The 25078-nt window shown below is 65.4% G+C and carries 26 protein-coding genes and 1 pseudogene; 12 read left to right on the forward strand and 15 right to left on the reverse strand.

What is annotated here, in order from left to right; translation table 11 throughout:
• The first annotated feature begins 102 nt into the window (after positions 1–102).
• The 3 genes from FHR19_RS12450 to FHR19_RS12465 all read left to right on the forward strand — a co-directional run bounded on the left by FHR19_RS12450 (position 103) and on the right by FHR19_RS12465 (position 3240).
• The gene (locus tag FHR19_RS12450; protein ID WP_184028835.1) at positions 103–1173 is read left to right on the forward strand and encodes a sensor histidine kinase; all 1071 of its coding nucleotides are present in this window, start codon (positions 103–105) and stop codon (positions 1171–1173) included.
• A 2-nt stretch (positions 1174–1175) separates the two neighbouring features.
• Entirely contained in the window at positions 1176–1796 is a 621-nt protein-coding gene (locus FHR19_RS12455; protein ID WP_184028836.1) for a response regulator transcription factor, read from the forward strand.
• 412 nt (positions 1797–2208) lie between these two features.
• The gene (locus tag FHR19_RS12465) at positions 2209–3240 is read left to right on the forward strand and encodes a zinc-binding alcohol dehydrogenase family protein (protein ID WP_184028840.1); all 1032 of its coding nucleotides are present in this window, start codon (positions 2209–2211) and stop codon (positions 3238–3240) included.
• Positions 3241–3406: 166 nt separating this feature from the next.
• Here the strand turns inward: FHR19_RS12465 and FHR19_RS12470 are convergent, their stop codons facing one another.
• Positions 3407–4012 carry an FMN-dependent NADH-azoreductase gene (locus FHR19_RS12470; protein ID WP_184028842.1) on the reverse strand — a complete coding sequence of 202 codons (606 nt, stop codon included), beginning with the start codon at positions 4010–4012 and terminating at the stop codon, positions 3407–3409.
• Positions 4013–4101: 89 nt separating this feature from the next.
• Between FHR19_RS12470 and FHR19_RS12475 the strand changes: the two genes are divergently transcribed.
• A complete protein-coding gene (locus FHR19_RS12475) occupies positions 4102–4476 on the forward strand; it encodes a winged helix-turn-helix transcriptional regulator (protein ID WP_184028844.1) in 375 nt (124 codons plus the stop codon).
• Between the two features lie 28 nt (positions 4477–4504).
• On the opposite strand, the gene FHR19_RS12480 is transcribed toward FHR19_RS12475, so the two are convergent.
• Complete coding sequence (locus FHR19_RS12480) at positions 4505–5395, reverse strand: LysR family transcriptional regulator (RefSeq protein ID WP_184028846.1); 891 nt, start codon at positions 5393–5395, stop codon at positions 4505–4507.
• 95 nt (positions 5396–5490) lie between these two features.
• Here FHR19_RS12480 and FHR19_RS12485 point away from each other — a divergent pair, with 95 nt between their 5' ends.
• The 3 genes from FHR19_RS12485 to FHR19_RS12495 all read left to right on the forward strand — a co-directional run bounded on the left by FHR19_RS12485 (position 5491) and on the right by FHR19_RS12495 (position 7995).
• Positions 5491–5826, forward strand: coding sequence for a nuclear transport factor 2 family protein (locus tag FHR19_RS12485; protein ID WP_184028848.1), 336 nt, complete (start codon positions 5491–5493; stop codon positions 5824–5826).
• On the forward strand, positions 5823–6611 hold the full coding sequence (locus FHR19_RS12490) for an oxidoreductase (RefSeq protein ID WP_184028851.1): 789 nt from the start codon (positions 5823–5825) through the stop codon (positions 6609–6611). Before FHR19_RS12485 ends, FHR19_RS12490 begins: the two co-directional genes overlap by 4 nt.
• Before the next feature lie 214 nt (positions 6612–6825).
• On the forward strand, positions 6826–7995 hold the full coding sequence (locus tag FHR19_RS12495) for an alpha/beta fold hydrolase (RefSeq protein WP_343053258.1): 1170 nt from the start codon (positions 6826–6828) through the stop codon (positions 7993–7995).
• Positions 7996–8138: 143 nt separating this feature from the next.
• On the opposite strand, the gene FHR19_RS12500 is transcribed toward FHR19_RS12495, so the two are convergent.
• The 3 genes from FHR19_RS12500 to FHR19_RS12510 form a co-directional block, all read right to left on the reverse strand.
• A complete protein-coding gene (locus FHR19_RS12500; protein WP_184028853.1) occupies positions 8139–8489 on the reverse strand; it encodes a DUF2489 domain-containing protein in 351 nt (116 codons plus the stop codon).
• A gap of 322 nt (positions 8490–8811) precedes the next feature.
• Positions 8812–9351 (reverse strand): hypothetical protein, encoded by a 540-nt coding sequence (locus tag FHR19_RS12505; RefSeq protein WP_184028855.1) that lies wholly within the window; start codon positions 9349–9351, stop codon positions 8812–8814.
• Positions 9342–9953, reverse strand: a complete 612-nt coding sequence (locus tag FHR19_RS12510; protein ID WP_184028857.1) for a thioredoxin family protein — start codon at positions 9951–9953, stop codon at positions 9342–9344. The genes FHR19_RS12505 and FHR19_RS12510 overlap by 10 nt, the downstream gene beginning before the upstream one ends.
• Positions 9954–10399: 446 nt before the next feature.
• Here FHR19_RS12510 and FHR19_RS12515 point away from each other — a divergent pair, with 446 nt between their 5' ends.
• The 3 genes from FHR19_RS12515 to FHR19_RS12525 all read left to right on the forward strand — a co-directional run bounded on the left by FHR19_RS12515 (position 10400) and on the right by FHR19_RS12525 (position 13237).
• A complete protein-coding gene (locus tag FHR19_RS12515) occupies positions 10400–11803 on the forward strand; it encodes an MFS transporter (RefSeq protein ID WP_184028859.1) in 1404 nt (467 codons plus the stop codon).
• Positions 11804–11876: 73 nt separating this feature from the next.
• A complete protein-coding gene (locus FHR19_RS12520; protein WP_343053259.1) occupies positions 11877–12851 on the forward strand; it encodes a sugar phosphate isomerase/epimerase family protein in 975 nt (324 codons plus the stop codon).
• Positions 12851–13237, forward strand: coding sequence for a C-glycoside deglycosidase beta subunit domain-containing protein (locus tag FHR19_RS12525; RefSeq protein ID WP_184028861.1), 387 nt, complete (start codon positions 12851–12853; stop codon positions 13235–13237). Before FHR19_RS12520 ends, FHR19_RS12525 begins: the two co-directional genes overlap by 1 nt.
• Before the next feature lie 70 nt (positions 13238–13307).
• Here FHR19_RS12525 and FHR19_RS12530 read toward each other — a convergent pair whose 3' ends face one another.
• Together FHR19_RS12530 and FHR19_RS12535 are read right to left on the reverse strand one after the other, a co-directional pair.
• Entirely contained in the window at positions 13308–14489 is a 1182-nt protein-coding gene (locus FHR19_RS12530; RefSeq protein WP_343053260.1) for an MFS transporter, read from the reverse strand.
• Positions 14490–14635: 146 nt separating this feature from the next.
• A complete protein-coding gene (locus FHR19_RS12535; protein WP_184028865.1) occupies positions 14636–15307 on the reverse strand; it encodes a GntR family transcriptional regulator in 672 nt (223 codons plus the stop codon).
• A gap of 129 nt (positions 15308–15436) precedes the next feature.
• Here FHR19_RS12535 and FHR19_RS12540 point away from each other — a divergent pair, with 129 nt between their 5' ends.
• Together FHR19_RS12540 and FHR19_RS12545 are read left to right on the forward strand one after the other, a co-directional pair.
• The gene (locus tag FHR19_RS12540; RefSeq protein WP_184028868.1) at positions 15437–16639 is read left to right on the forward strand and encodes an FAD-dependent monooxygenase; all 1203 of its coding nucleotides are present in this window, start codon (positions 15437–15439) and stop codon (positions 16637–16639) included.
• Positions 16639–18093 carry a GH39 family glycosyl hydrolase gene (locus FHR19_RS12545; protein WP_184028870.1) on the forward strand — a complete coding sequence of 485 codons (1455 nt, stop codon included), beginning with the start codon at positions 16639–16641 and terminating at the stop codon, positions 18091–18093. Before FHR19_RS12540 ends, FHR19_RS12545 begins: the two co-directional genes overlap by 1 nt.
• A gap of 474 nt (positions 18094–18567) precedes the next feature.
• Here FHR19_RS12545 and FHR19_RS17725 read toward each other — a convergent pair.
• The 8 genes and pseudogenes from FHR19_RS17725 to FHR19_RS12585 form a co-directional block, all read right to left on the reverse strand.
• A pseudogene (locus FHR19_RS17725) lies at positions 18568–18936 on the reverse strand (NYN domain-containing protein); the annotation flags it as partial.
• Between the two features lie 225 nt (positions 18937–19161).
• Positions 19162–21321 carry a xanthine dehydrogenase family protein molybdopterin-binding subunit gene (locus FHR19_RS12555; RefSeq protein WP_221228505.1) on the reverse strand — a complete coding sequence of 720 codons (2160 nt, stop codon included), beginning with the start codon at positions 21319–21321 and terminating at the stop codon, positions 19162–19164.
• 11 nt (positions 21322–21332) lie between these two features.
• On the reverse strand, positions 21333–22007 hold the full coding sequence (locus FHR19_RS12560; protein WP_184028872.1) for an Isoquinoline 1-oxidoreductase subunit: 675 nt from the start codon (positions 22005–22007) through the stop codon (positions 21333–21335).
• Positions 22004–22471: a (2Fe-2S)-binding protein gene (locus tag FHR19_RS12565; RefSeq protein ID WP_184028874.1), complete on the reverse strand. Its 468-nt coding sequence runs from the start codon at positions 22469–22471 to the stop codon at positions 22004–22006. Before FHR19_RS12565 ends, FHR19_RS12560 begins: the two co-directional genes overlap by 4 nt.
• A 104-nt stretch (positions 22472–22575) precedes the next feature.
• The gene (locus FHR19_RS12570; RefSeq protein WP_184028876.1) at positions 22576–22839 is read right to left on the reverse strand and encodes a hypothetical protein; all 264 of its coding nucleotides are present in this window, start codon (positions 22837–22839) and stop codon (positions 22576–22578) included.
• A complete protein-coding gene (locus FHR19_RS12575) occupies positions 22836–23429 on the reverse strand; it encodes a class I SAM-dependent methyltransferase (protein WP_184028878.1) in 594 nt (197 codons plus the stop codon). Before FHR19_RS12575 ends, FHR19_RS12570 begins: the two co-directional genes overlap by 4 nt.
• A gap of 1 nt (position 23430) precedes the next feature.
• The gene (locus FHR19_RS12580) at positions 23431–23742 is read right to left on the reverse strand and encodes a hypothetical protein (protein WP_184028881.1); all 312 of its coding nucleotides are present in this window, start codon (positions 23740–23742) and stop codon (positions 23431–23433) included.
• A 12-nt stretch (positions 23743–23754) separates the two neighbouring features.
• Positions 23755–24543: a MipA/OmpV family protein gene (locus tag FHR19_RS12585; RefSeq protein WP_184028883.1), complete on the reverse strand. Its 789-nt coding sequence runs from the start codon at positions 24541–24543 to the stop codon at positions 23755–23757.
• Positions 24544–25078: the final 535 nt, after the last annotated feature.

Raw genomic sequence — 25078 nt, forward strand, 5'->3', positions numbered from 1 at the left:
AGGATTGCCAGCGTTTCACGCTATCGCTCTATCGAGCAAAAGCCGATATTCTTGATATCGTCAGTGAAGGAAACTGCTCATCGGACGAGGGATTTACGCCTGATGCGACTGCTGAATGCCGCTCTCTTACGAAATCCTGTCGCAAAGGTGGCGGCGCCGGTGTTGATTGCGCTTTTGATCGCGGCGATCTTCGTCGTCGATACGCTGACCGATCTCGAGATCGCAGTAGCGGTTTTCTACGTGATTCCGGTCCTCCTGTCGGCGCGGGCGCTTCGGCGGCGGTCGGTGATGGCGCTGGCGCTGGCCTGCGTCGGCCTGACGCTCGTCAGCTCGCTGCTGACGCGCGAAGGCTCTTGGGAGGCGGGCGCCGTCAATCTGGCGATCAGCGGCGTCGCCATCCTCATCACCGCGTCGCTGGCGCTTCGCCTGCTGGCCGCAGAAGCGGCATTCGGCGAGGCGCGCGCACAGCTTATCCGCGTGTCGCGCGTCTCGAATCTGGGCGAACTGGCCGGGTCGATCGCGCACGAGGTCAATCAACCCCTTGGGGCCATCGCGGCGACCGCCGCCGCCGCCACGCGCTGGCTCGCCGCCGACACGCCGCAGGTCGAGGAGGCACGGGCTTCGCTCGAGCGGATTGCCGCGGACGCGCGCCGGGCCGGTGAAATCGTAACCCGGATCCGCCGCCTGTCGCAGCGTCGCCCGGCGGCACGTGAACGGGTCGACCTGAACGACGTCGCCCGGGAGACCGTCGCACTGGCCCGTCGCGAAATCGAGAAGGCCGGGGTCAAGGTCATCGTCGTCCTCAGCGAACCGCTTCCGCCGGTGATGGGCGACTCCATCCAGCTGCAACAGGTGGCAGGCAACATTCTTGCCAACGCACTTGACGCCGTGGCGGCGATCGCACCGGATCGCCGCGTGGTCGAGGTCCTGACCCGCGCACTGCCGGACGATCGCGTCATGCTACGGATCAGCGACAGCGGCGGCGGGATCGCGCCGGCCGACATGCCGCATATCTTCGACTCGCTGTGGACGCGCAAGGACGGGGGCACGGGGCTTGGCCTCACCATTGCGCAGACGATCGTCGAATCGCATGGCGGGCACATTGCTGCGTCCAGCGGCCGCGACGGGTCGGGCACCTGCATCCAGATCATCCTTCCTCAAACGAAATCATGACGATGGAAAATCAACGCCCCGTCATCCGCATCATCGACGATGACCCGTCGATGCGCGCCGCGCTGGCGGATCTGCTGGCGTCGATGGGTTATGCGACGCGCGGCTATCAATCGGTCGCCGCGTTCGTCGAGGCCGATGACGACCTTCCGGGTTGCATGTTACTCGACGTCCGGATGCCGGGCGAAGGCGGGCTCGCCTTTTTCGAAAGCGATGCCTTCGGGTCGATCGGACTGCCAGCGATCTTCGTGTCGGGACATGGCGACGTGGCGATGGCCGTCCGCGCGATGCGGCAGGGGGCGATCGACTTCCTTACCAAGCCCTTCGACGATCAGGCGCTCCTCGATGCGGTGAACAGGGCGATCGGTCAGGACGCAGCCGTTCGCCACGAGCGAGCGGCCGACGCCGACTTGCGGGCACGATATGGCCTATTGAACGCCGGCGAGCGCGACGTCCTGAGGCTGATCGTCGATGGCAAATCGAACAAGGAAGCCGCCCTCGCGCTCGGGTTCAGCGAGATCACGGTCAAAGTCCGTCGGGGGAGCGTCATGCGGAAGCTGGAAGCGCAGTCGCTGCCGGACTTGGTGCGCCTCGCGGATCGGCTTGGACACGCTGATCGGACGTGAAAGGGGACGACGGCGCGCTGTGACCAAGCCGATATAGGCGCGTCGTCTGCGTCCACCGCGACCCAGTTGCGGTCATTCGGCGCCGACAGGATGATTCCCGAAACCCACCATTCGTTCACCTAAGCAGCCGTCGAAACGGTTTCCCCGGCGGCGTACCGTCAAGGCGCCACGCTCCGACCTTTGCGAAGCGCCAGTCATTCGCGTCGTGGACGCGCAGGTTGCGCCAGTGCCGATCAAGGCCGAGAGACGCATCGGTTGCCGCCGTGCCGACCAGCGCCGAGGCGATGGTGAGGCCGACTTCCTCGGCCAATGCCTTGGTGCCGAGCGCCAGGACGGACGCCTCCGCGATCCCCCGACGACATTTTCGGACAGCGTCACTATCTCATGCGCGTCATCATCAGGAGCAAGACCCATGCGCGCCATCGCCTATCGTGAGCCCGGTTCGATCGAGCGGCCGGACGCTCTTTCCGATCTGGAGTTGTCGCGGCCCGTGCCGAGCGGCCGGGACCTGCTCGTTGCGGTCGAGGCGGTTTCGGTGAACCCGGTCGACGCCAAAGTGCGTGCGGCGGCGGGGCCGTTCGACGGCCGGTCCGAACGCATCCTCGGCTGGGACGCGGCCGGCGTCGTGCAGGCGATCGGCCCGGACGTGACTCGTTTCGAGGTTGGGGACCCGATATTCTATGCCGGCGACATTTCGCGCGACGGCAGCAATGCCGAATATCAGCTCGTCGACGAGCGGATCGTCGGCCATCGACCGCGAAGCATCGGCGCGGCGGACGCCGCCGCATTGCCGCTCACCGCGATCACGGCATGGGAGACGCTGTTCGATCGGCTGCGGGTCGCGGACCAGCCTGCGGGCGGCACCCGGGCCATCCTCATCATCGGCGGCGCCGGCGGCGTCGGCTCCGCCGCGATCCAGATCGCGCGCGCGAAGACCGACCTGACCGTCATCGCAACCGCGTCGCGGCTCGAAACGCAGGCCTGGACGCAAGAACTAGGGGCTCATCACGTGCTCGACCACAGCCGCCCGCTAGCACCACAGATCGCTGCGCTGGATCTCGGCGCGCCCGCCTTCGTCTTTTCCACGACGCACACCGATCGGCATCTCGCCGACATCGCGGATCTGATCGCACCGCAAGGCCGTTTCGCGCTGATCGATGATCCGGAAACCCTCGATATCGTCGCCTTCAAGCGCAAGGCGGTGTCGGTCCATTGGGAATTGATGTTCACCCGGTCGCTGTTCGATACGCCCGATATTGGCGAACAGGGTCGGCTGCTCGATGCCGTCGCCGAGCTCGTCGATGCCGGTCGTATCCGTACGACCGCCACCGAGACGCTGTCGCCGATCAACGCGGCGAACCTGATCGAGGCCCATCGCCGCATCGAAAGCGGAACCACGCGGGGCAAGATCGTTCTCACCGGCTGGGGAGCCAATCCCACCTGACCGGTGCGGCGGCTTGGCGGGCTTTCGGCCGATCCGACCCAATCCCGGTCATTCCGCTTCGATTGCTCTGTTTTAAAGCCCGCCGCTTGTTCGAAACTGTTCGGGAGGATCCATCAGGTGACCAGCCACGGACTGCTCTCCGTGGCTGGCTTTGATATCGACCCGATCAAGCGGCGACCGCCTGAATCCGTTTCGCGGCGCTCGCCATTGCAGCCTGATCCTGCTCGGGTCCGTAAGCGATGCCTTCCGCCTGGATTACCTCGACGTCCTGAATACCAAGAAAATTCAAGATCGCCGTAAGGTAGGTCGACAGATGATCGTACGCCGCGAACGGTCCTCGCGAGTATATCCCGCCCGATGAGAGGACGAGATAGACCTTGCCGCCCAACAAACCGTGCGGCCCCTCGGCCGTGTAGCTGAATGTCTGCCCGGCGATCGCCACATGGTCCACCCATGCCTTCAATGTCGAGGGCACCGTGAAGTTGTACATAGGCGATCCGATCACGACGACGTCCGCTGCCTTGAGCTCCTCCACCAGCGCCTTGGACCGGCTCTTCGTCTCGGCCGACTTGGTGCCGTTGAAGTCCTCGCCCGTCCAGGCATCCCGGATCGTCATGTCGACATGAGGAAGCGGGTTTGCGACGAGATCCCGATACACGATCGTTGCGTCCGGATTAGCCGCTGCGAGCCGCGCAACGAGTTCGCTCGAGAGGCGGCGTGTATGCGAGGTAGCGCTGTCGCTTGCGCTGGCATCGATGTGCAGGATGTTCATAGGTCAGCTCCAGTCTGGAAATGTGACCTGGGCCAGCTATGTGACCCCTAGCACCCCGCCAAGAAGGCATTTTCGGAGGACATAGTCACATGGAGCTGACCACCCCCGAGCCGATTCATACCGAATGCAAACGGTTCAGCGGCGTTCTCGGCCTGATCGGCGACAAATGGACCGTCATGATCGTGATGACGCTCACGGAGCGGCCACGGCGGTTCAACGACATCAAGCGAACCATCGGCGGCATCAGCCAGCAGATGCTCGCCCGCACGCTACGTGCGCTTGAGCGCGATGGCATGGTGACCCGCACCGTTTATCCAACCGTGCCGCCTCAGGTGGAGTACGACCTCACCGCGCTTGGCAGGTCGCTGGCCGGCCCGATCCGCGAACTCGGGTACTGGGCCAACGCACACATTTCGGAAATCGAGAACAACCGGTCAGCGTTCGACGCGGCTAGAGACGGCTGATAGCCGATAAAGATCGGCACGGACTCGCTCAACCGACCTCCCGAGCCATCTCGATCAGGGCCTTGAACGCGGCGGACGGGTTGCGTCGACTGGGGTAATAGAGGCTCAGGCGGGCCAGGGGCGGTGTCCATTCCTCAAGCACACGAACAAGCCGTCCCGCCTTGATGTCGTCGCGCACGTCGGCCTCCATGAAATAGCCGATCCCAACGCCGTCGAGCACTACGATTAGTGCGAGGCTCGCCTCGTCGAGGGTCATCGGACCGTCGACGTCGATCTGAAGCGGCTCACCGTCTTTCTGGAATTGCCAGCGATGCAGTGCACCGTTCGGCAGGCGGATGCGCAGGCAGGCATGTCGCAGCAGATCGGGGGGCACGTGCGGCGTGCCGTTCGCCTCCAGATAACCAGGTGATGCCACGACCGCGAAGCCCCGCGGCGGTCCGACCGGAATAGCGATCATGTCGCTCGGCACGAGGTCGGCGCGCCTGGGACCGAGATCGAATCCTGCCTCGACGATGTCGACGATCCGTCCCTCCGTGACCAGATCGATGTGCACCTGCGGATAGCACTTCAGGAACCGGATCAGCAGCGGGCGCAGGATTTCTCGCGCGCCGGAGGCGAACGCGTTGATGCGCAGCGTCCCCGATGGCGTTTCCACCTGCGATCGCGCGACGCTCATGGCATCGTGCAGCGCCCTCACCGCCGGCCTGATCTGGTCGACGAAGGTCTGCCCGGCGTCGGTCAGCGAGACGCTGCGCGTCGTGCGGTTGAACAACCGGACGCCGACCCGTCGCTCGAGCTTGGCGATCAGGTTGCTGAGCGCCGTGGCGGAAAGGCCCAGTTCCAATGCCGCCGCACGGAACGAACCGTGCCGGGCGATGGCGAGAACCGCGTCGAATTCGCTGAGGCCACTCCCCGCCATTAGCCCGATTTTCGAAACGTCAGATACGGTTTTGCCACGATTATCATGAGCAATCGTATCGCTAGATTGGTCGTGTCCCGTCAAGGAGCCGAGCAATGACGATCGATCTTCCAAAACCCGTCGCAGACTATGTTGCTGCGAACGCCCGTCTGGACGTGGACGGCATGTTGCGGCCCTTCTCACCCGACGCCGTCGTTCACGACCTTGGCATCGGCAAGCGGTTCGAGGGAATTGCCGAGATGCGCACGCTGTTCGAGGAGGAGGTTGTTCCGGTGCGGGCGATCTTCACGCCGGACACCGCTCGCCGCGAAGACGGCAAGCTGGTCGTCGAGGGACCGGCGCACGGCGACTTTCCGGGCAGCCCGCTCCGCTTCACCTACCGCTTCACGCTGCGGGACGAGGCGATCACCGCGCTGGAGATCGCGCTGTGACCGCGGCGATCGATGCGACCGAGTTCGCCGGCAAGCGCGTCGTCGTCAGCGGCGGCACCAAAGGCCTTGGCCGCGCGACCATCGAGCGCTTCCTGGCCGGGGGCGCGCAGGTCATCACCGCCGCCCGATCGGAAGGTAGCGCGCTGGCCGATGCGATCTTCGTGCGAGCAGACCTGACGACCCCAGAGGGCGCTGCAGCGCTGGCCGAGGCGGCACTCGACCGGATGGGCGGCATCGACATTGTCGCGCATGTCGTTGGTGGGTCGGCATCGCCCGGCGGCGGCTTTGCAGCGCTCACCGATGCGCACTGGCTGGCCGAACTGAACCTGAACCTGCTGGCCGCCGTCCGGCTCGACCGCCTCCTAGCCCCGCAGATGATCGACTGGGGAAGCGGCACGATCGTCCATGTCACCTCGATCCAGGCCATCCTGCCGCTGCCGGAATCAACGACCGCCTATGCCGCTGCCAAGGCGGCGCTCAGGACCTACAGCAAGTCCCTGTCGAAGGAGCTTGGGCCCAAAGGCGTGCGGGTCAACGCCGTCTCCCCCGGCTGGATCATGACCGAGGCGGCAGGCGACTTTCTGGAGCGCATCCGCAGCGCGACCGGCGGCACGATCGAGGACGCGCGGCAGCAGGTCCTCGATGGCCTCGGCGGCATCCCGATCGGGCGGGCTGCCGAACCTCACGAGGTCGCCGACCTGATCGCCTATCTGGCATCGGAACGCGCGGCCGCGATCCACGGCGCCGAGTTCATCATCGACGGCGGCACGGTCCGAACCGTTTGAACGTCCGCCGCTGGGCCTACCTGGCTTCTGCGTTGCTTGCACCGTGACTGAGCAGACCCAGTTTCGGTCATTCGAGATCTCACGCTCACGATCTGAATCAGCCGTTCATTCCTGCATCGTTGCGCGTCTTTGTCGGTCCGCTAATCCATAGCTCGCGCAAGGTAAGTCCGGTGATTTGGTATAAGGCTGCCTCGCCTTGAAAGGGGAAGGCTCCGTGACGATCCGGATTCATGCTGCAACGCTATTGCTCGCGACCTCGCTCTGCCAGCCCGTCTCCGCGCAACAATCACCGGCCCCGCCTGCCGCAACCGACGGGTTCGAGCCCGCCCGCGCGATCATCGCCGACGTCCAGAAGATCGTGACGCCGAACGGCGTCGACGAGACGTTGATCCTCGACCTCGGTGGTGCGCGGCAAGTCGTGAACGTCCGAGGTGCCGATCGCGCCAATCCCATCCTCCTTTACATCCATGGCGGCCCCGGTTCGGTCGAAATGCCGATGGCCTGGAGTTTCCAACATCCCTGGGAAGACTTCTTCACGGTGGTCCAGTGGGACCAGCGGGGCGCCGGCCGTTCCTATCCCCTCAACGACCCGGCCGTCATCGCACCGACGCTCCAGGTGGAGCGGTACCGCGACGATGCAATCGCCCTCATCGAACAGCTCGGCGCTCGCCTTGGACAGCGCAAAGTGTTCGTGCTCGGCCACAGCTTTGGCTCGGCAGTCGGCCTGGCCATCGCCCAGGCGCGACCCGACCTGCTCCACGCCTATATCGGCATGGGTCAGCTCATCGATTTTCGAGAGAACGAGCGTGTAGGCATGCGGCAAACGCTGGCGATCGCGCGCGAGCGGCGCGATGCCGACGCGGTGCGAGCCATCACTGCGTTGCGGCCCTATCCCGATCGCGGCCCGTTCACGATTGTGCAGGCGGACGCCTGGCGCCGCTATGCCAACCGCTATGGCTCGCTGGCCGGACGGCGCCCCGATGCTGACTTCTACTTTAACTCAACCAAGCTATCGCCCCTTTATACCCCGGCGGACCGGGCTGCGTGGGAGAAAGGCAGCAGCTTCACCGTGACGACGCTTTGGCCCAGGCTGGCGGACGTATCGTTCGCATCCCTGGGACGGCTGGAGGTTCCCGTCGCCCTCCTGCTCGGCCGCCGCGACAGCACCACCCCGTCCAACATCGCGGCTGGCTGGCTCGGGCGGCTCGCGGCACCAAGCCGGACATTGTGCTGGTTTGAGAACTCGGGACACCTGCCGATGATCGAGGAGCCGGGTCGCACGCTAGCCGCCCTGCTACTGGTTCGGGCTCGGGCCCGAGGACTGGCGGCTGTTCCTTCCAACGTCGATACAGCTTGCTCGCAACTGGGATCCGGCGCGCGATAACCGACCGACCGCTTTGCACCGCTAAGACCCAGAATCGGTCATTCGGCGGCCCCTGAATGCGCTCCCAAACCGGTCATTCGTTCATCGCGTCGAAGCGCGGCGATTGGCACCGTTTGAAAATCCGAATGTCCGCTATGGGCAGGTTAGCTGCCGTAGGTCGGGTGTTGTCTCACCCAAGCGATCGCTGCCCTACACGCGGGTTCACCGACTAATTTCGCGTAACTCTCAGCCTCGTTCCATTCCGTTTCGAACTTGACCTTGGCGTCAGAGTGCCATTGTTCCCGAACCTTCGAAACCGGCACAGCATCCGTTTCGCTGTCAATCGCAACAAACGTGATGAACGGTTCTGCAAATCTATCTACACGCGCCCGCTGGAACAGCCCGCAGATCGTGCGAACACCTTCGATGTAGGAGCAATCGCCAGACAACATGGCATTCGCCATGACGCTGATCCTTTCGCGCGCTTGCTCGATGTCGATTGCGTTGAGGCTCACGCAATCCAGTTAAATGGTTTGAGCAACGTCCGCAATTGGGCGAAAGCCGACTGGCCGCTTGCCGCCTGAAAGACCCCTTACCGGACGTTCGCCCCCGCTTATTCAATTCTTGGAACCGGACGTTCGTTCATCAGGTTGCAAAACCGTCCACTGCGCTATTCGGCGCGTTTGCCTCGAAGCAGCGCGGGAAGTTGTCGGCGCCTGAGTGTGCGATCCAATGGCCGCGCTAAACAGCCCGTCCTCATAGGCCACCGGGTGGCTTCACAAACTTCAGGATGGCTCATCAAGCGATCGAAACTGAACGCGCACCGACGGGGGAGCCTCAGGCGGCCGCGATGAAGTCCGCGCCCGCGCCGTAGAAGCGCACCGTCCCGCCGGCTTCGCCCGATCGCACGCCGATCGACAGTTGCAGGCCAAAACGCAGCGTCAACGGCCGGGGCAGCGCGATCGTTGTCAGCCTTCGCGCGCTCGACGGATAATATTCGCGCCACTGCTCGGGCGGGTCGAACGGGACCGCGACCGAAGGCGGTTGGGTATCCGGCGGCGTCAGCGGCATTCGCTCCATCCCGCCATGCTGGAGCACCGTCCAGTGGATCGAGGCGCCTTTCAGCACCTCCCACAGCAACGACACGCCCGAGCAGGCCAGCGGCTCGCCATTGTGATGGACCGACGTCGGGATCGGAAAGTGAAACCACATGTCTCGCCCCGGCCGGATCCGGAATGCCGAGAAAAAGCCGCGATTATAGCCGGCCTGGTCGGACCAGTCGGCGCCGTCGATCGGAAGCAGAACGTCCGGCCCACGCTCCTGCGGGACGACGGCGGCGCCGGGAAGCCAGACGCTCTCGACGACCTTCACGCCCATGACGGGTTCATCCCTTCCTTCCACTTGATCGAGCATCCGGCGCTCGGCCGCTGCGGTTCCGGCACGGCGCGGCCGGCGAGCACCGCATCGACGGCGGCGCGCATGTCCTCGCCCGTCACGGGCAGATCGGTGCGGAGCGGCGCCAGTCCGGGCACGGGCGGACGGTTGATCTTGGGCCGGCTGGCGTCGAACTGCCCCGCATAGGCCAACGTCCGGTCGGGGCCATAGAGAAAGAAGTCGGGCGTGCAGATCGCGTTATAGGCAAGCGCGACCTGCTGATCGCCGTCGTACAGATAGGGAAAGGTAAAGCCGTGAGCCGACGCGAACGGGCCCATATGCTTAAAGCCGTCCTCGGGAAACTCGGCGGTGTCGTTCGAACTGATGGCGACGACCTGAAGCCCCTTCGACGCGTATTCGCGAGCGAAGGCCGAAAGTTCGTCGATGATATGCAGCACGAACGGGCAATGATTGCAGATGAAGGCGACGAGCAGCGCCGGGGCGTCGTCGAACTCCGACAGCGTTCGGATGCGTCCTTCTGTGTCCGATAGCGAAAAAGCCGGGGCGCGCTTGCCGCCATCGACCCGCCGAGATTCCCGCAGCATCACCCTCTCCATAATAGAATGATGATTCTGATATATCTGCCGGCTTGTCGTGACAAGCATGAAACGGGGGGATCAGTCGGGCTGGCATCGGCCCAATACCACGGTCGGGAACTTCGTAGAGGCGCTTGACCCGCTCCACGATTTATAGAACTATCGTTCTAATTAAAGCGAGGAGGGGATCGGCAGTGTGCGTGGCGCACTGGCAAACACCCCTTTCTCGCGCGGTAACGGCCATGCGGTTCACCCGCAAAACGGCGAGGATGAGCGATGGCGGGAAGCAGGCTGGAAGCTGCCGCGGCAGTGACGAGACAGAGTCACTGCCCGTCGGCAGCCCGATCGCGCAACAACTGCTCGATGGTCATCGACGACGGGTCGATCGGCGCAGATTCGTGAAAGCCGGCGACCGCCTCGGTTGGAGGACGCGCATCGGCTTCATGGCATGCGCGATGCCCGAGCTCATCAAGAGCTTCGCGTGGGACGCGTTCGTCCTGTTCTTCTATTCGCAGGTCGTTGGTCTGGACGGGTTCCGCATCGGCTTTGCGCTGGCGATCATCCTCGTCTTCGACGCGATCGCCGACCCGTATATCGGTGCGCTTTCGGATCGAATGGATCGGGCGCCGCTCGGCCGGCGGCATACGCTGATGGCGGCGGCGGTGCTGCCGTTCGCGGTCGGCATCGCGCTCGTCTTCGCCCCGCCCGCGGGCATGGGCCAGTGGCAGATCTTCGCCTGGCTTCTCGGTTTTGGACTGCTCGCGCGCGTCGGCATCTCGTTCTGGACGGTGCCCGCCTATGCCATGGGCGGCGAGCTGACGCGCGAAGCGGGCGAGCGCAACATCGTCGCGGTCATGCGCAACCTCGGCAATCAGGTCGCCATCCTGACGGTGCCCTGGGTCGCCTTCTCGGTCTTCTTCGTCGAGGCGCCCGGTTTTGCCAAGCCGCAGCTCAATCCCGCACCCTATCCCGGCTTCGGCCTGTTCGTGTCGCTGCTGGGCGCCGCGCTGATGGTCGTCGGCCTGATCGGCACGCGGGCGCAAATGCGCGCGATCGAGGCGGCGGATCGCGAGGTGACGAAGCACAGCGCGATTGAAACGCTCCCCGAGCTCCTCCGCCGCCTGCTCGCCGCCATCCGCCAGACGCCGAATATCGGCCGGCTGCTGGCGGTCGCGCTACTCGTCCTCTTCACCAATTCTGTTGTGAACCAACTGTCGCTCCACCTCGCGACCTATTTCTGGCAGCTCGACGGACGGTGGACGCAGCGCCTCCTGCTGGCGGGCACTTTCGGCTCGATCGCGGCGATGTTCCTCGCGCCGCCCTGGATGAAGCGCGTCGGCACCCGCTTCGCCATGGTCAGCGGCCTCGTCTTCTTCTTCGTGGTCCAGGCGGCGGCGGTGTTGCTGCCGCTCCTCGGCCTCGCACCCGCGGCCGGCACATTCGCGATCGGCGTCTTCGTCTGCGCGGCTCGCGTCCTGGGCGGGATCGCCTATGGCCTCTACGTCGTGCCGTTCAACACCGTCACCTACGATATCGGCGACGAGCATGAGGCGAATACCGGCGTGCCGCAGCAAGGCCTCGTCGCCAGCTTCATGTTCATGGGGCTGCAGATCGGCAGCGGCCTCGTCGCGCTCATGGCGGGATCGTTCCTCAGCATCATCGACTTTCCCGCCGGCCTGCCCGTCGATCAAGTGCCGACAGGCAAGGTGGACGCGCTCGCCTGGTTCGTCACGGGCCTGATCGTCGTGGCGGGCGGGGCGATGGCCTGGCTCGTCGGCCGCTTCGACGTGTCGGCCGCGAAGCAGGCGGACATCCGACGCGTCCTCGCCGAGCGGCGTGCTGCGGCATCCACGCAATAGCGATCAGCCCACCAACCGATCCCTTTCGACCATCAGGACAGAGGCAGAGATGATTTCCAAGATCAAACGAGGCGTGAGCCTTTACAGTTTCCAGGAGGAGATGTTCCTCGGCCAGATGAGCGTCGAGGATTGCGTCGCCTTCGCCGCCTCGATCGGCGCGCGGGGGATCGAGATCCTGCCCGAGCAGAACATGCCCAACTTCCCCGACATCGACGATCGCGAGGTCGCATGGTGGAAGGAACTGATGGCGAAGCACGGCACCGAGCTGACCTGCTACGACATGTTCCTCGATACCAAGCGGCGCAAGGATCGGCTGATGACCGACGAGGAGCAGGTGGAATCGATCCGCCGCGACCTCGTGCTGTGCAATCGCCTGGGTATCCGCAACATGCGCGTCCTGGTGTTCGTGCGCCCTGATATCCTCGAGCGCTGCGTCCCCTATGCCGAGGATCTCGACGTGCACATGGGCGTGGAGGTGCACGCGCCATGGCACATGGAACATGCCTGGATCCTGCGCACGGTCGAGGTGGCCGACCGGCTCGGCACCAAGCATCTCGGGCTGCTGCCGGACATGGGCATCTTCATGAAGCACTTCCCGCCGGTCTATCGCGACCGCTTCATCCGCCAGGGCGCGCGGCCGGAGGTCGCGCAGTTCATCATCGACCAGCACGACCAGAAGATCATGGCCGAGTACACCATCTATGAGGTGGCGGTGAACATGAAGGGCAACCCGGCCGAAGTGCGGATGGCCGAGCTTCTGCGCCATCAGCCCTACGCCAATCCCAAGCGGATCCGCGACTACATCCCGTATTTCCGGCACATCCAGGCCAAGTTCTACGAAATGACCGAGGATTACCGCGACCCCAGCCATGCCTATGACGAGGTGATCGCCGAACTCGTGGCGGGCGGCTGGGACGGCTATCTGTCCAGCGAGTATGAGGGCAATCGCTGGATCCAGGACGTCCAGCCCGTCGACAGCCGCGAGCAGGTGCGGCGCCAGCATGTGATGTTCGAGCGCCTGATCGCGCAAGCCGAAGGAGCCCGTTGATGTTCGACAAGTATCTGATCGTGGACGACAGCCTGCGCAACGTCGGCCCCGCCGATGCCCCCACCGGCTTCGCGTTCGACGCGAAGCTCGGCTATTATCGCGGCCTCGGCCTGTCGATGATCGAGGCGCTGGACATCAAGATCGACGGCGAGCCCGTCGATCGCGCTGCCGTCCGGTTCGACGAGGGCAAAGGGCCGCTGACGCTCGACGAGATGGAAACCGCCTATGACCGGCGATGGCCGTTCGGCGCGGCGGCGACGATCACCGTCGAGCGGCCCGGCGGGCTTGCGCCGGGTGAGCATCACCTCGCTTTCACCGAACGGCTTCGCGTGTCCTATATGCCGTTCCCGTCGATGAACGCGGACGAGAAGACGCTCTCGATCTGATCGCGCGCGGAAACGGCCCTGCCCTGCTTCCCGATGCTCTGCCGCATGGGAAGCAGGGCTCGGCCTTCATTTAGGTCGCGGGGATCGCCGCCCCGCTCGGGTTCTCACGCCGAAGCAGCGCCGCAATCGCGACCAGCATGCCGGCGAACGCGGCGAGGCCGGCGGCGGCGAACGTCGCCTGCATGCTGCCGGTCGCGGACTGCACCACCGTGACGATGGGCGGGCTCAAGAACTGGCCGAGGAAGAAGCATCCCGTCCAGACGCCCATGCCGCGCCCGCGATGGGCGGGCGGAAGGTCGCGCTGCGCCCAGGTGATGAGCGTGGGGATCATCATCCCCACCCCGGTCTGCTGAAACACCACGCCCGCCGCCATCCATTTCCAGTCGGGCGCGACGCCGATCAGGCACAGCCCCGCGCCCACGAGCGCCAGCAGGAGGACGAAGGCGACTTCCGAGCGGCGCTTGCCAACGAGCCAGAAGATTCCGGCCCCCAGCGATACGCCAAGGCTGGGCAGGAACGTGATGCGACCAAGCTCGTCCGAGGATCGTATACCGACCTCCCGAAAGGCGAGGCCGCCATTGACGGCATAGACATAGTAGATGATCGACGAGAGCAGCGTCACGGCGCCGATCAGCGCGATCTTCTTCGCGGGAAAGGTGGGCTTGTCCCGCGGGGCATCCCCCGCCGCCGCGTGCGCCGTGTCGACAGCCGGCTCGAAGACGAAGGCGAGCATCGCCAGGAAAATCGGGAACGCGGCGAGGTAGATCAGGAACACGCCGTTCCACCGCATCGCCGTCAGATAGCCGGCCCCCAGGATCAGCGCGCTGCCCACGAACGGCCCGACCATGCCCTGGATACTCAGCCAGTGCCGGCGTCCCCCCTCGTCCCAATAGTCGGCGATCAGCGTGTTGACCGTCGTCAGGATGGCCGCCTCCGCGATCCCGAGCGCGAGGCGCGACAGGAACATCGCGTCAAGATCGGTCAGGAGGAACGGCGCGGTCCCGGCGATCGCGTAGAGCAGCGTGGACCAGACGACCATCGCGCGGCGACCGAAGCGATCGATCAGCGCGCCGGCGAACGGCGCGATCACCGCGATCGCCAGGCCCGGCGCGGTGACCATCCACGGCACTTTCCAGCTTGCCGTCGGATCGCCCTGGAAATGATCGATGATCGACGGGACCGCGGGAAACATCGAAACCACGGCGATCATCGGCAGGAAGCCGGCGATCGTGACGGTGAGGCCCTGGGACACGCCGGCCCGGCGGTCTCGTACGTGCTGCAACCGGCTCATCAAGCCTCTCCCCACCCTTGTCACTCGCGTTCAGGCGGCGCGAGGCTTGGTCGTAATATATCACGAGGCTGAAGGTCGCAAGCGGTCGAACGGCTCGGAAGGAAGTTTCAATTGCCGTGGGGGTAGTCGAAGCCCTTTTCGACGATCACCTCCGCGATTTTCCGACGACTGATCTCGATGAACGCGCGCGCGTCGTCGGCGGACGGGATCGCCCCGTCGAAGCGGGTCGTCAGCGCGAAGATCGCCCGGACATCCTCGCCATGGTGGCTGATGGAGTAGAAGATGCGATCGAGTTCGGCCGACAGCTTCCGGTAGATGGCCTGAAGCTGGGCATTGCGGGTCGCCTCGACCAGCAGGTCGAAGCGTTGCCGAGACAGTTGGATCCACGTTTCGGTATCAAGTTTCGGCCGGTTGATCGCGCGTTCGTGCGCCTGCTTCAGGGTGTCGAGACGCGCAGCCTGATCCGGCGTAATCCGCTCTAACGAAAGCTGAAAAATGAGCGGCGAGATCACACCCCAGACCGCGAAGAAGTCATCGACCGATTTCAGCGTGAGCCCGGCGACCCGGTAGCCGCGGCGCGGGATCGTCTCGACCAGCCCGTCGTGATTAAGGCGGTCCAGCGCCTCGCGCACGGGCATCGCGCCGAAGCCGGTTTCACTGGAAATCTCCCGCTCGGTGAAGCGCATGCGAGGCGGCATCTTCAGCGACACGATTCGCTGCCGAAGCAGCGCATAGGCCTGGTCGGCGAGCGTCTGCTTGGGCCCTTTGCCCTCCGTCATCAGTCACCTCCAGCCCGGCCTCGTTCGATTGCGGGATGTGGCCTTCCCGCAAAGCTCTGGCAAGCTTTCACGCGCCGACAGAATTGACACGTCCTGATATGTGATATATCACAAACGTTATCAGCCGCGGTGTCGGCGCTCTTTCCGCAGCCGTTTGAAGAGGTCGAGATGCCGGAGTGCAAAAAGGTTCTGATCGTCGGCGCGGGGATCGGCGGCCTGTGCGCGGCGATCGCGCTTGCCCGTATCGGCGTCGAGGTCGATGTCATCGACATCAAGCCGGACAACGCCGTGGCCGGCGTCGGATGGGGATTGCGGACCAACGGCCTGCGCGCGCTGCGCGAGATCGGCCTGCTCGAGGATACGCTCGCCATCGGGTTCCCGACGCCGCCGCTTTCCTATTACGACCGGCAGGGGCGCCATGTCGTCGACATTCCCTATGGGCGGCATTTCGACGGCATGCCCAACAACGTCCAGCTGCCGCGCACCGGCTTCCTCGAGATGGCCAGCGCCCGTGCCCGCGAGGATGGCTGCTCGATCCGGATGGCGACGACCGCAGTCGATATCGAGCAGGACGACACCGGCGTGACCGTCGAGTTCAGCGACGGATCGGCGGACCGCTACGACCTCGTCATCGGCTTCGACGGGATCAATTCGAGTATTCGGCGTTACCTGTTCGGCGACCGCTATGTCCCCCAGCGTAGCGGCGGTGTCGCCTGGCGCGCGCCGGTCCGCGCGCCTGATACGCTGAAGGGCGCGCTCTTTTGCCATGGGTTCGGCGGGAAAGTGGGCTTCGTGCCGCTGGCCGGCGGCATGATGTATGTGATCGTCACCCATTTCGAGGCTGGCCGCCCCCGCCATGACCGCGCGGCATTCCCACAGATCATGCACCGTGTCGCGCGGGACATGATGGGCGATTCCCCGTTCATGGCGGAGTCAATCGACTCGCTGCTCAGGGCTACCAACGTCGCCTACACGCCGCTGGATACGGTGATGGTCCCCTATCCCTGGTACTGCGGGCGGGTGATGATCATGGGCGATGCCGCGCATGCCATGACGCCCTACCTCGGATCGGGTGCGGCGATGGCGATCGAGGACGGCGTGGTCTTCGCAGAACTCCTGCAGAGCGGCGACGCGCTCTACGACGTGCAGACCCGGTTCATGGCCCGGCGGTACCCGCGGGTGAAGACCATCTGGGATACCTCGCTCCAGATGATGCACGAGGAATTCGATTCCGCGACCCCCGAGGCGCTCGACCGGCGCCTGGCGCACTTGGTGAACGAGGAGCCGGCCGCCCTCGACTACGTCCACCGCATCCTGGAAAACCCTTACTGATGACCGACCAGCATATCGCAAAGCTGTCCGTCGATGCGGCGGTTTCGACCGGCCTGATGCGGCAGCTTCAGGGAACGACGGGCATTCCCGTACCCGCGCAAGGCGCGGAAAGCGTTCCCGACATTTCGGACGTGTGGAAGGCGTCGGCGCTGTCGCTCGTGCGCAGTTACGACTGGGTCTCGCGGCTCGACACCGTCGATAATCCCGCCAGCCTGTTTCCCGACTGGTCGGCCGATCCCGACGATCCGGCGAGCTACAATTTCGCGGGTACGGACGCCTGGGTCCGGGAGACGCGGGCGCTCGGCGCGGAAATCCTCTTCACGATCGCCAGCGAGATCCCGTCGAACAAGCAGCCGGCCCGCGATCTCGCGAAATACGAGCAAGTCGTCGAGAACATCGTCCGCCACTATGTCTGCGGGTGGGGCAATGGCTTCGATCGGGCGGTCAGTCATTGGGAGTTCGGCGATCAGCCCGATTTCGGCGCGCTGCACTTCGCCGGAACGCCAGAGCAGTTCTATGAGATGTATGCAGCCGCCTCGCGCGCGGTGAAGCGCGTCGATGCCGATCTGCGGTTCGGGGGACCGTGCATCGCGTTCCCGCTGAACGAAGGGCCGTATCGCGAAGGCTTGCTGACGTACATCAAGAACCAGGGGCTGCCTTTGGATTTCCTGTCCTGGATGTGGTACGGCGACAATTCACGAGATCCGATGGACTTCCGTAGAATTGCAGCAGACGTCCGCGCGATCCTCGACAATCATGGCTTTGACGAAACGGAACTCGTGCTTTCCTACTGGAGCATGACCGGCATTCCGACCGCTCAGTTTACCGACCCGGACAACGCAGCGTTCATCGCGGCGGCGGCGGTGTATATGCAGGATTCGGCGGTCGACAAGGCGATCTTCTTTCGCGCCGATACGGGCGCCGACTTTCACTACAACTTTCGCGATCCGGCGGGGATCTTCGAAGCCGACGGTGGTGAGAACGCCAGAACCGGCGCCTTCCGCCTTATCGGTCAGACGCTGGCCGCGACGGAGCGCCTGGCGGTCACCGGCGGGGACGAAAACGGGTTCGCGGTGCTCGCCGGCCGCACCGCCGATCGTGACACGGTCCGCATCCTCATTGCCAATTATGCGATCCCCGCTGACTATCTGGTGGCCCGGGATCGCGACGTCTTCGAGTTTCAGGTGCCGATCGGCTCGATGCGGACGGATATGTCGCTCAACGTCCCGCCGCGACGGGTGGACGCCGCAAGCGCCGGCAACACTGGCTATGCGCTGGAGGTCAGCGGCCTTCCCTGGGGTAACGGGCCGTACAAGGTCGTTCGTTACCGGGCGGACGCGGGGCACCACGGCGAAAGATTGGACGCCCACGAAGGCATAGGGTCTACCGTCAAGCTGACCGGAGACCTGCTCGCGCCGGGTGTGGAGATGATCGAGATCGTCCGCGGCACCTAACGGCGTTGCACGCCCGTTTTTATGATGCGGAAACGGCCAAGGTCCGCGGCTTGTCAAAACCGCGGTGAGGAGGTTCGGTCCTTGCTTCGTCGATCCGAGACGTAGCTCTGGCCGTTCTCGTCCGCTCGCCCGACGTCGAACAGGCCAAAAGTTGCGTGCGCCGTAGTTTCTGGGGTCGATCGGTGCCTGCCGCTTGACAGCGTTTCCGGCCGCACCGAGCGGCGCCCAGCCATCTTCGCCCGCCGTCGCCTGCACGGCGCCCCTCAGGACAGCGACAAGCTTCGCATCCTGGCTGAGCGGCTTGGCGGGCTTCGGTTCGCCAGAGTCGGTCCGGGCGGGCTTTGCCGTGGGCGGCGACACGGGCGGCGGCGCGGGCTCGGCCTTGCCAACCGGATTGTCCTCCTCGCCCAGCCGATCAAGATACAGGAAGGTCGTGCACGCATTGACGAAGGGATCCGGCGTCTTGCGCTCGCCGAAACCGTACACGTCGTGCCCATTGGCGCGAAGCTGCATTACCAGCGGCGTGAAGTCCGCATCGCTCGAGGCGATGCAGAACGCGTCCAATTTCTGAGTATAAAGCAGCTCCATCGCATCGATGACCAGAGCGATGTCGGTCGCGTTCTTGCCCTTCGAATAGCTGAACTGCTGGATCGGCCGAATGGCATGCTCGTGCAGTTTGCCAGTCCAGCCCTTCAGACCCGCGCTAGCCCAGTCGCCGTACGCCCGCCGAATATTGGCGACCCCATATTTAGAAAGCTCGGCGAGCATGGCGGCGATTTTGCCATGCGACACGTTATCCGCGTCGATCAGCAGCGCAATGCTTCGGTCTTGCGACCGGGTCATGAAGGGGGCACGATCATGCCCGACTCTCTCTCACGTTCTGTGACCGAGGTCGAGCAAGACAACCAAAACGCCGAAAGACCCACTTTCGGTCGTTCCAACGCCTTCGCACGCAATCCAAAACCGGCTATTCGTTCATCACCCAAGCGCGTGTCGATCAAAAGCGTTTGAGGACCCGGACGGCCGCTATGGCAGCATAGTGGAATGCTCCACCTTGTTCTGTTGCCTTTAGCCCACTGCGAAAGGCAACCCGCGGGTAGCGCGCCCTGTAAGCACGAGCGCGGCATTCGCCACCGCCGGTGCAATCGGCGGCACGCCTGGCTCGCCCATGCCGGTCGGCGGCGTCGTTCGCGGCAGGATATGGGTTTCGACTGCGGGCATCTCGCTCATGCGCAGGATGGGGTGCGTGTCGAAATTCGTCTGTTCGACAATCCCGTCGCGAAGCGTGATCTTCCCATGGAGCGCCGCGGACAGGCCGAAGCCGATGCCGCCCTCCATCTGCGCGCGGATTTGGTCGGGGGCGACGGCGATGCCGCAATCGACCACGGCGACTACGCGGCGGACGACGGGTCGCCCCCCGTCCATCCGGACTTCCGCAATCTGGCCGACAGTCGTGCCGAACGCCTCGTGTACCGCCATTCCGCGCGCCCAGCCCGCTTCGATCGGTCGGCCCCATCCGCCCTTTTCGCACAGCGTGTCGAGTACCTCGATACGCCGGGTCGCCCCGGCGCGGACGTAAAGCTGACGGCGATAGGCGGCCGGATCGCGACCGACGCGACGCGCGAGCTGGTCGATGACATGCTCCATGACCATTGCGCTGTGCGAATGACCGACCGATCGCCAGAACGAAACCGGCACGCCGATGTCGGGCGTATAGAGCTTGCCATCGATCGTGCGTGCGGTCGACAGGTAGGGGGAGTCCGCCATGCCCTCGACCGCCTGCGCATTGCCGCCGACCGGCAGCAGCGCTTGGCACACCGAACGGAAGCACCACTGGTCGGGCAGACCGTCGGCGCCGAGCGCGACCGCGACGCGGTGGTGCGACATGGGGCGGTAATAGCCGCCGGTCAGGTCGTCCTCGCGCGTCCAGATCAGCTTGACCGGTCGTCCGCGGGTACGGCGGGCGATGCGGACTGCCTCGACGATATAGTCGGCGGGCAGGATGCCGCGGCGGCCGAACGATCCACCGGCCGGAACGACCTCTACATCGACCTTGCCCGGCAGGGTCAGCGCAGCGCGGGCGGCCTGCACCTGGTCGACGATCGGCAGGTGCGAGCCGGAGGTTAGCTTGACGTTCCAGCCGTTCACCTGCGCCACGCAGTCGAGCGTCTCCATCGGCGCGTGCGCCAGATAGGGGAAGTCGAAGGCGAACTCGATCGCATCGGCGGCGGGCGCCGCGCCCTCACCCCGCATCGCGAAATCCTCCGGCGACAAGTCCGACCGCCCTTCGGCAATATCGTGGTACTGGCGCTGGAGGTCTGCGCTCGACCGCTTTTCGGCGGCACGGTCGTCCCATTCGATCCGAAGCGCTTCGCGACCGCGGCGTGCGGCGATCGTCGTTTCCGCAACGACGGCCACGCCCGTCTCGATCGCAAAGGCGTCCACCACCCCCTTCACCCGCCATGCGTCCGACACGTCGTATCGGGCGATCCGGCCGCCGAAGCGCGGGCTGTGCGCGACCATCGCGATGAGCATGCCGGGGTGCCGTACGTCCTGGGCATAGCGTTGCGCGCCGGTCGATTTAGGCAGGCTGTCCTTGCGCCGCACGCGATCGGTGCCGATCAGCCGGTACGCGTCCGGCGTCTTCAGCCGCGGGGTCTGCGGCGGGGTCTGGCGGGCGGCATCGGCAAGCAATTCGCCGAACGTCGCCTGTCGGTTCGAGGCGGCGTGGAAGACGATGCCATCGCGTACCTCGATCAGGCGGCGCGGCACCTGCCAGCGCAGTGCAGCGGCATCGACGAACATCGACCGGGCTGCCGCCCCGGCCGCACGCATCAGGTCCCAGTTCGATGCGATCGAATTCGAACCTGCCGACCCCTGAAGACCATAGGCCCGGAAATTGCTGCGGGCATCTATCACGCGAACCCGTGCCCAGTCGGCATCGAGCTCTTCGGCGACGATCGCCGCGATGCCCGCATGAATGCCCTGGCCGAGTTCCTGCTGCCGGTTGACGATCGTCACCTGCCCGTCGGGATCGATCCGGATGAAGGCACCGAAGGCGCTTTCCGGTGGATCCTTGCCCCCACCGGAAAGGATCGCGCCGCCGATCTCGGCCGGATGGGTTGCGGCATAGCCGACGATCATCGCGCCGCCCGCCAGCGAGCCGCCGAGAATCAGCCGCCGCCGCGTCATCGCGAAACCGCGCGGGCCATTGGCTTGATCGGTCATCCGTCCCTCCCTCACGCGGGGCATCGCGCGCCCGTTTCCAGCCAGGCGGCGACAAGTGCCCCGAACTCGGCCTGCGTACCCGGCGCAGGTGCGCGGTCACCGCCGGGATGCCAGGCCCAGCCGACCAGTTCATCCTCGGCCATATGGCGCCGCAATTCGTCCCGGCTCATGTGTGAGCGCGCCGGATCCAGGATTTGCCGACAGATCTGGCCGAGCGACTGACGCTCCCAGGTCATCTCCGCGGGGGCGAGCCGCCATTTCGGGTTGCCCGGCACGCCGGCCGCGTCGACATTGCGGTCGCGGTGACAGGTCGCGCAGCGCAGCACCGGCTCGCCGCCCCCGTCGGGACCGCGCATGACCGCCGGCAAATGGGGGTGCATCGCGTCGGTCTGATTGGGCCGGTCGCTTCGCGGGTGGCAGTTCAGACAGCGCGGATGCTGGATCACGCGCCCCGCCTCTCGAAACAGCGCGACCGATCGTGCCGCCGGATCGTCGATCGCCTGGAATGCCGCGACCGGGCGCAGCGAGACGCGATCCACCTTTGCCGACACGATCGGAATCACGCTCGGGGCGGGCATGGTACGCGGCCGGAGCAACAGCGCGACCGTCAGGATCTGGCTGGCGACGACGATCGCCAGCAGGGCGAGGCAACCGATCCGCCGGCGCCGACGGGGACGCGCACTCACGTCGGCGTTGCCGTCGCGCGTGCCGCGTCGTGGATGGCGGCGCGGATGCGGTTATAGGTCGCACAGCGGCACAGGTTGCCGCCCATCGCCCGGTCGATGTCCGCGTCCGTCGGCTGCGGCGCGGTGCGAAGCAGCGCGATCGCGCTCATGATCTGTCCCGACTGGCAGAAGCCGCATTGCGGCACATCGCGCGCGACCCAGGCGGCGCGGATCGCATCGGCCTCCGGCCCAACGGCGCCTTCGATGGTCGTGATCGCCGACGCGCCGACCGCGTCGATCGGAAAGGCGCAGGATCGCACCGGTTGCCCGTCGATATGGACGGTGCAGGCCCCGCATTGCGCGATGCCGCAGCCATATTTGGTGCCGGTAAGGCCGAGCGTATCGCGCAGCACCCACAAGAGCGGGGTGTCGCCGTCGTCATCGACACGCGCGATCCGGCCGTTGACCTTGAGTTCGATGGGCATGTTCGGTCCTGCCTGTCCTGCCAATGGCGTGAACTAACGCGCGATCGGCACGCGCTTGAACGCCGAATCCTTCATAAGACTTGCCCGATCCTGCGATGCGGCGGTCATGCCAGCCCTCGCCCGGCGGCATAGGGGAGCGCGGCGATCAGAACGCTGAAGACCAGACGGACCGTCACGAACAGGCGCACGTCCGCCCGGTGCAGCGCCCGGCCATGATCGGGCGATTCCAGCAGCAGGAGTGCGGTCACAGCCGCCGCGACGACGGCACCCGTCGCCGCGATGCCGATGCCGGCCGCCCCGCACAGGAACGGGAGAATGATGAGGCCGATCTGGTTGCTGACAAGCACGCCGGCGCTGCCCGCACTCACCCGACCACCTCCGCCCGGCGCGAAAGGCAGAAGACGGTGGCCGGCGGCAGGTTTCGCCACGTTCGGCCGACCCGGCGTGCGCTCAGGTCGAGGCGATCGAGCGTCGCATCGCCGACCGAACAGCGCCGACCATAGGTGAAGAGATAGAAGTGGGCGCCGGGCTGCATCCGGGCAAAGGCCGCACGCAGGATCGCCTCGACTGTCGGGACCGGCATGTTGAGCAGCCCCAGGCCACAAACCGTCGCGGCAAAGCGCGTCCCGTCCTCGAACCTGGCAGCGTCGCTGGCGATGACCGTGGCATCCGGCCAGCGCTGCGACAACCGTACCGCGAGCGGGGCGTCGCGCTCGACCAGTACCAGGTCGCGCTCGCGGATGCCGCGGGTAAGCAGCGCGGGCACGAAGGCGCCGGTCCCGCTGCCCAGTTCCAGCACCGGCCCCCGATCGATCTCGCGCGTGATGAGCGCAGCGAGGGCGCTGCCCGAGGGAGTGATCGACGCGATCGCACGCGGATTGCGCAGCCAGCGCGCTAGGAACAGGAGCCGATCGCCAAGCGGGCGGGCGGGGCGCGGGTGTGCGATGGAGCAGCTCATTTCAGGCCCCCTTTCCCTCGTTGTCGGCAAAGATCGGCGCATCTGGAAACACGCGGCAAAGGTCCCCTTGAGACCAGCCGGCCTGCATCGCCGCGGCGACGAGCACCCGGCGACCGGCAGCATCGCCGCGGGTCAGCGAGGCGCTGATCGCGCGCAGTATCTCGAGCCGGGGGTCGGCCAAGGGGCGTCGCACGCGCGGGCCGGCAATCCGGGATAGCCAGCCTCGCCGATGCGGCAGGATCGCGGCCGGCTCTCCCGGCAGTCGGCCGATCGCGATTGCGGTCGCGGCCAGGTTGCGGATCGAACGGTCCATCACGTGTCCCCTTCAGAACCGGTAGGCAAGCGTCAGGCCGCCGAGCGGCTGCCAGCGGCTTCCCGCCTCGGTGATCGGACTGTCGGCCGCATCGCCGACCAGATAGGCGGCCCCGACACGGCCGATCACGCCGAGATGGCGGCTGAAATAGTGACCGGCGGAGATGCCCGCGCCGACATCGCGGAACCCCGACCCGGGGCGGAAGCGTGTGAGGCCGCTCGCCGCGGCATCGGCAGCGGAGATGCCGAAATAGGTCCGCATATGGTCGGCATCGGCCCAACTGGCCTGGAGATCGAACCCGGCGAAGCTATCGCGGCTGCGGAGTGCCGCATAGCCGGCGGTAGCGGTGGCGACCATGCCATTGCTGGTGCCCGACACGTCGTGAAGGAGGGTGAGTTCGGTCGAAAGCGACCCCTGACCCAGGGCGTCGCCGCCGAAGCGATAGCCGACATAGCCGCCGACCTCGACGCCGATGTCGATGGTCGGCAGCAACCCGACGAGGCCATCCGCGTCGCGCCGGTCGAGACGCGCGCCGACCACCGGCCCCATCGACAGGCGCGGATCTGCAGCGAGATCCACGCGGCCACGCAGCCCCCTGGCTTCGAAGGATACGCCGCCGACGCGGATGTCGGCGAGGACGAACGGAATAGCCCGCACGCCGTCGGCACCGTCATAATCGGGCGCGACCCCGAGACCGAGAGCGACCTGGCCTCGCGGACGGGCGTCGGATGCGTCCTGGGCGACGGCAGCGGCAGACGGAACAAGGGCGAGCGCGGTCGCCGCGCATGACAAAGCGCGCATGAGGTTATCCTTGTGACAGGGGGGTGGCCACCATGAACGGCCGGGAGGGACCTGTTTCCGCCCATGGTGGCCATGGGTGGCCGGGGGATGGAACCGGCACCCAAGCGTCTCGGCCCCGGCATCACCGCCGATCGCCGAAAGTGAAATTTTTCTCGCACGGCGATCGTCAGGCGACCCGGCCGGTTCGTATCCTTCACATTCCCGGATCAAATCCGCTTCAACATCGTACCCGGTGCGTGGATCATGTCGCACGCGCGATTTGAATGTTGTTTTGCTAGGACCTGGGATCCTCGGCGAACGGAGATAAAAGAAACAGACTGGGATAGATGAAAACTATTCGCCAATCCCGATTCGGTGCAAAGCTGTATTTCGACACCTTACTCTTTGTCTTTCGATGTCGGCTTGACGTATCGCCGTATTCTGTCATAGCTCAATCACCTGGCTTGTTCGGACATGCTCAAGCTAGAAGGATCGGTCGATGACCAGAATGCCGAATTCCGCAGAAATCTTGCCTTTTCCTCCACGTCGGCCGGAC

The organism is Sphingomonas yantingensis, from assembly GCF_014199325.1.
Classification (GTDB): domain Bacteria; phylum Pseudomonadota; class Alphaproteobacteria; order Sphingomonadales; family Sphingomonadaceae; genus Sphingomonas; species Sphingomonas yantingensis.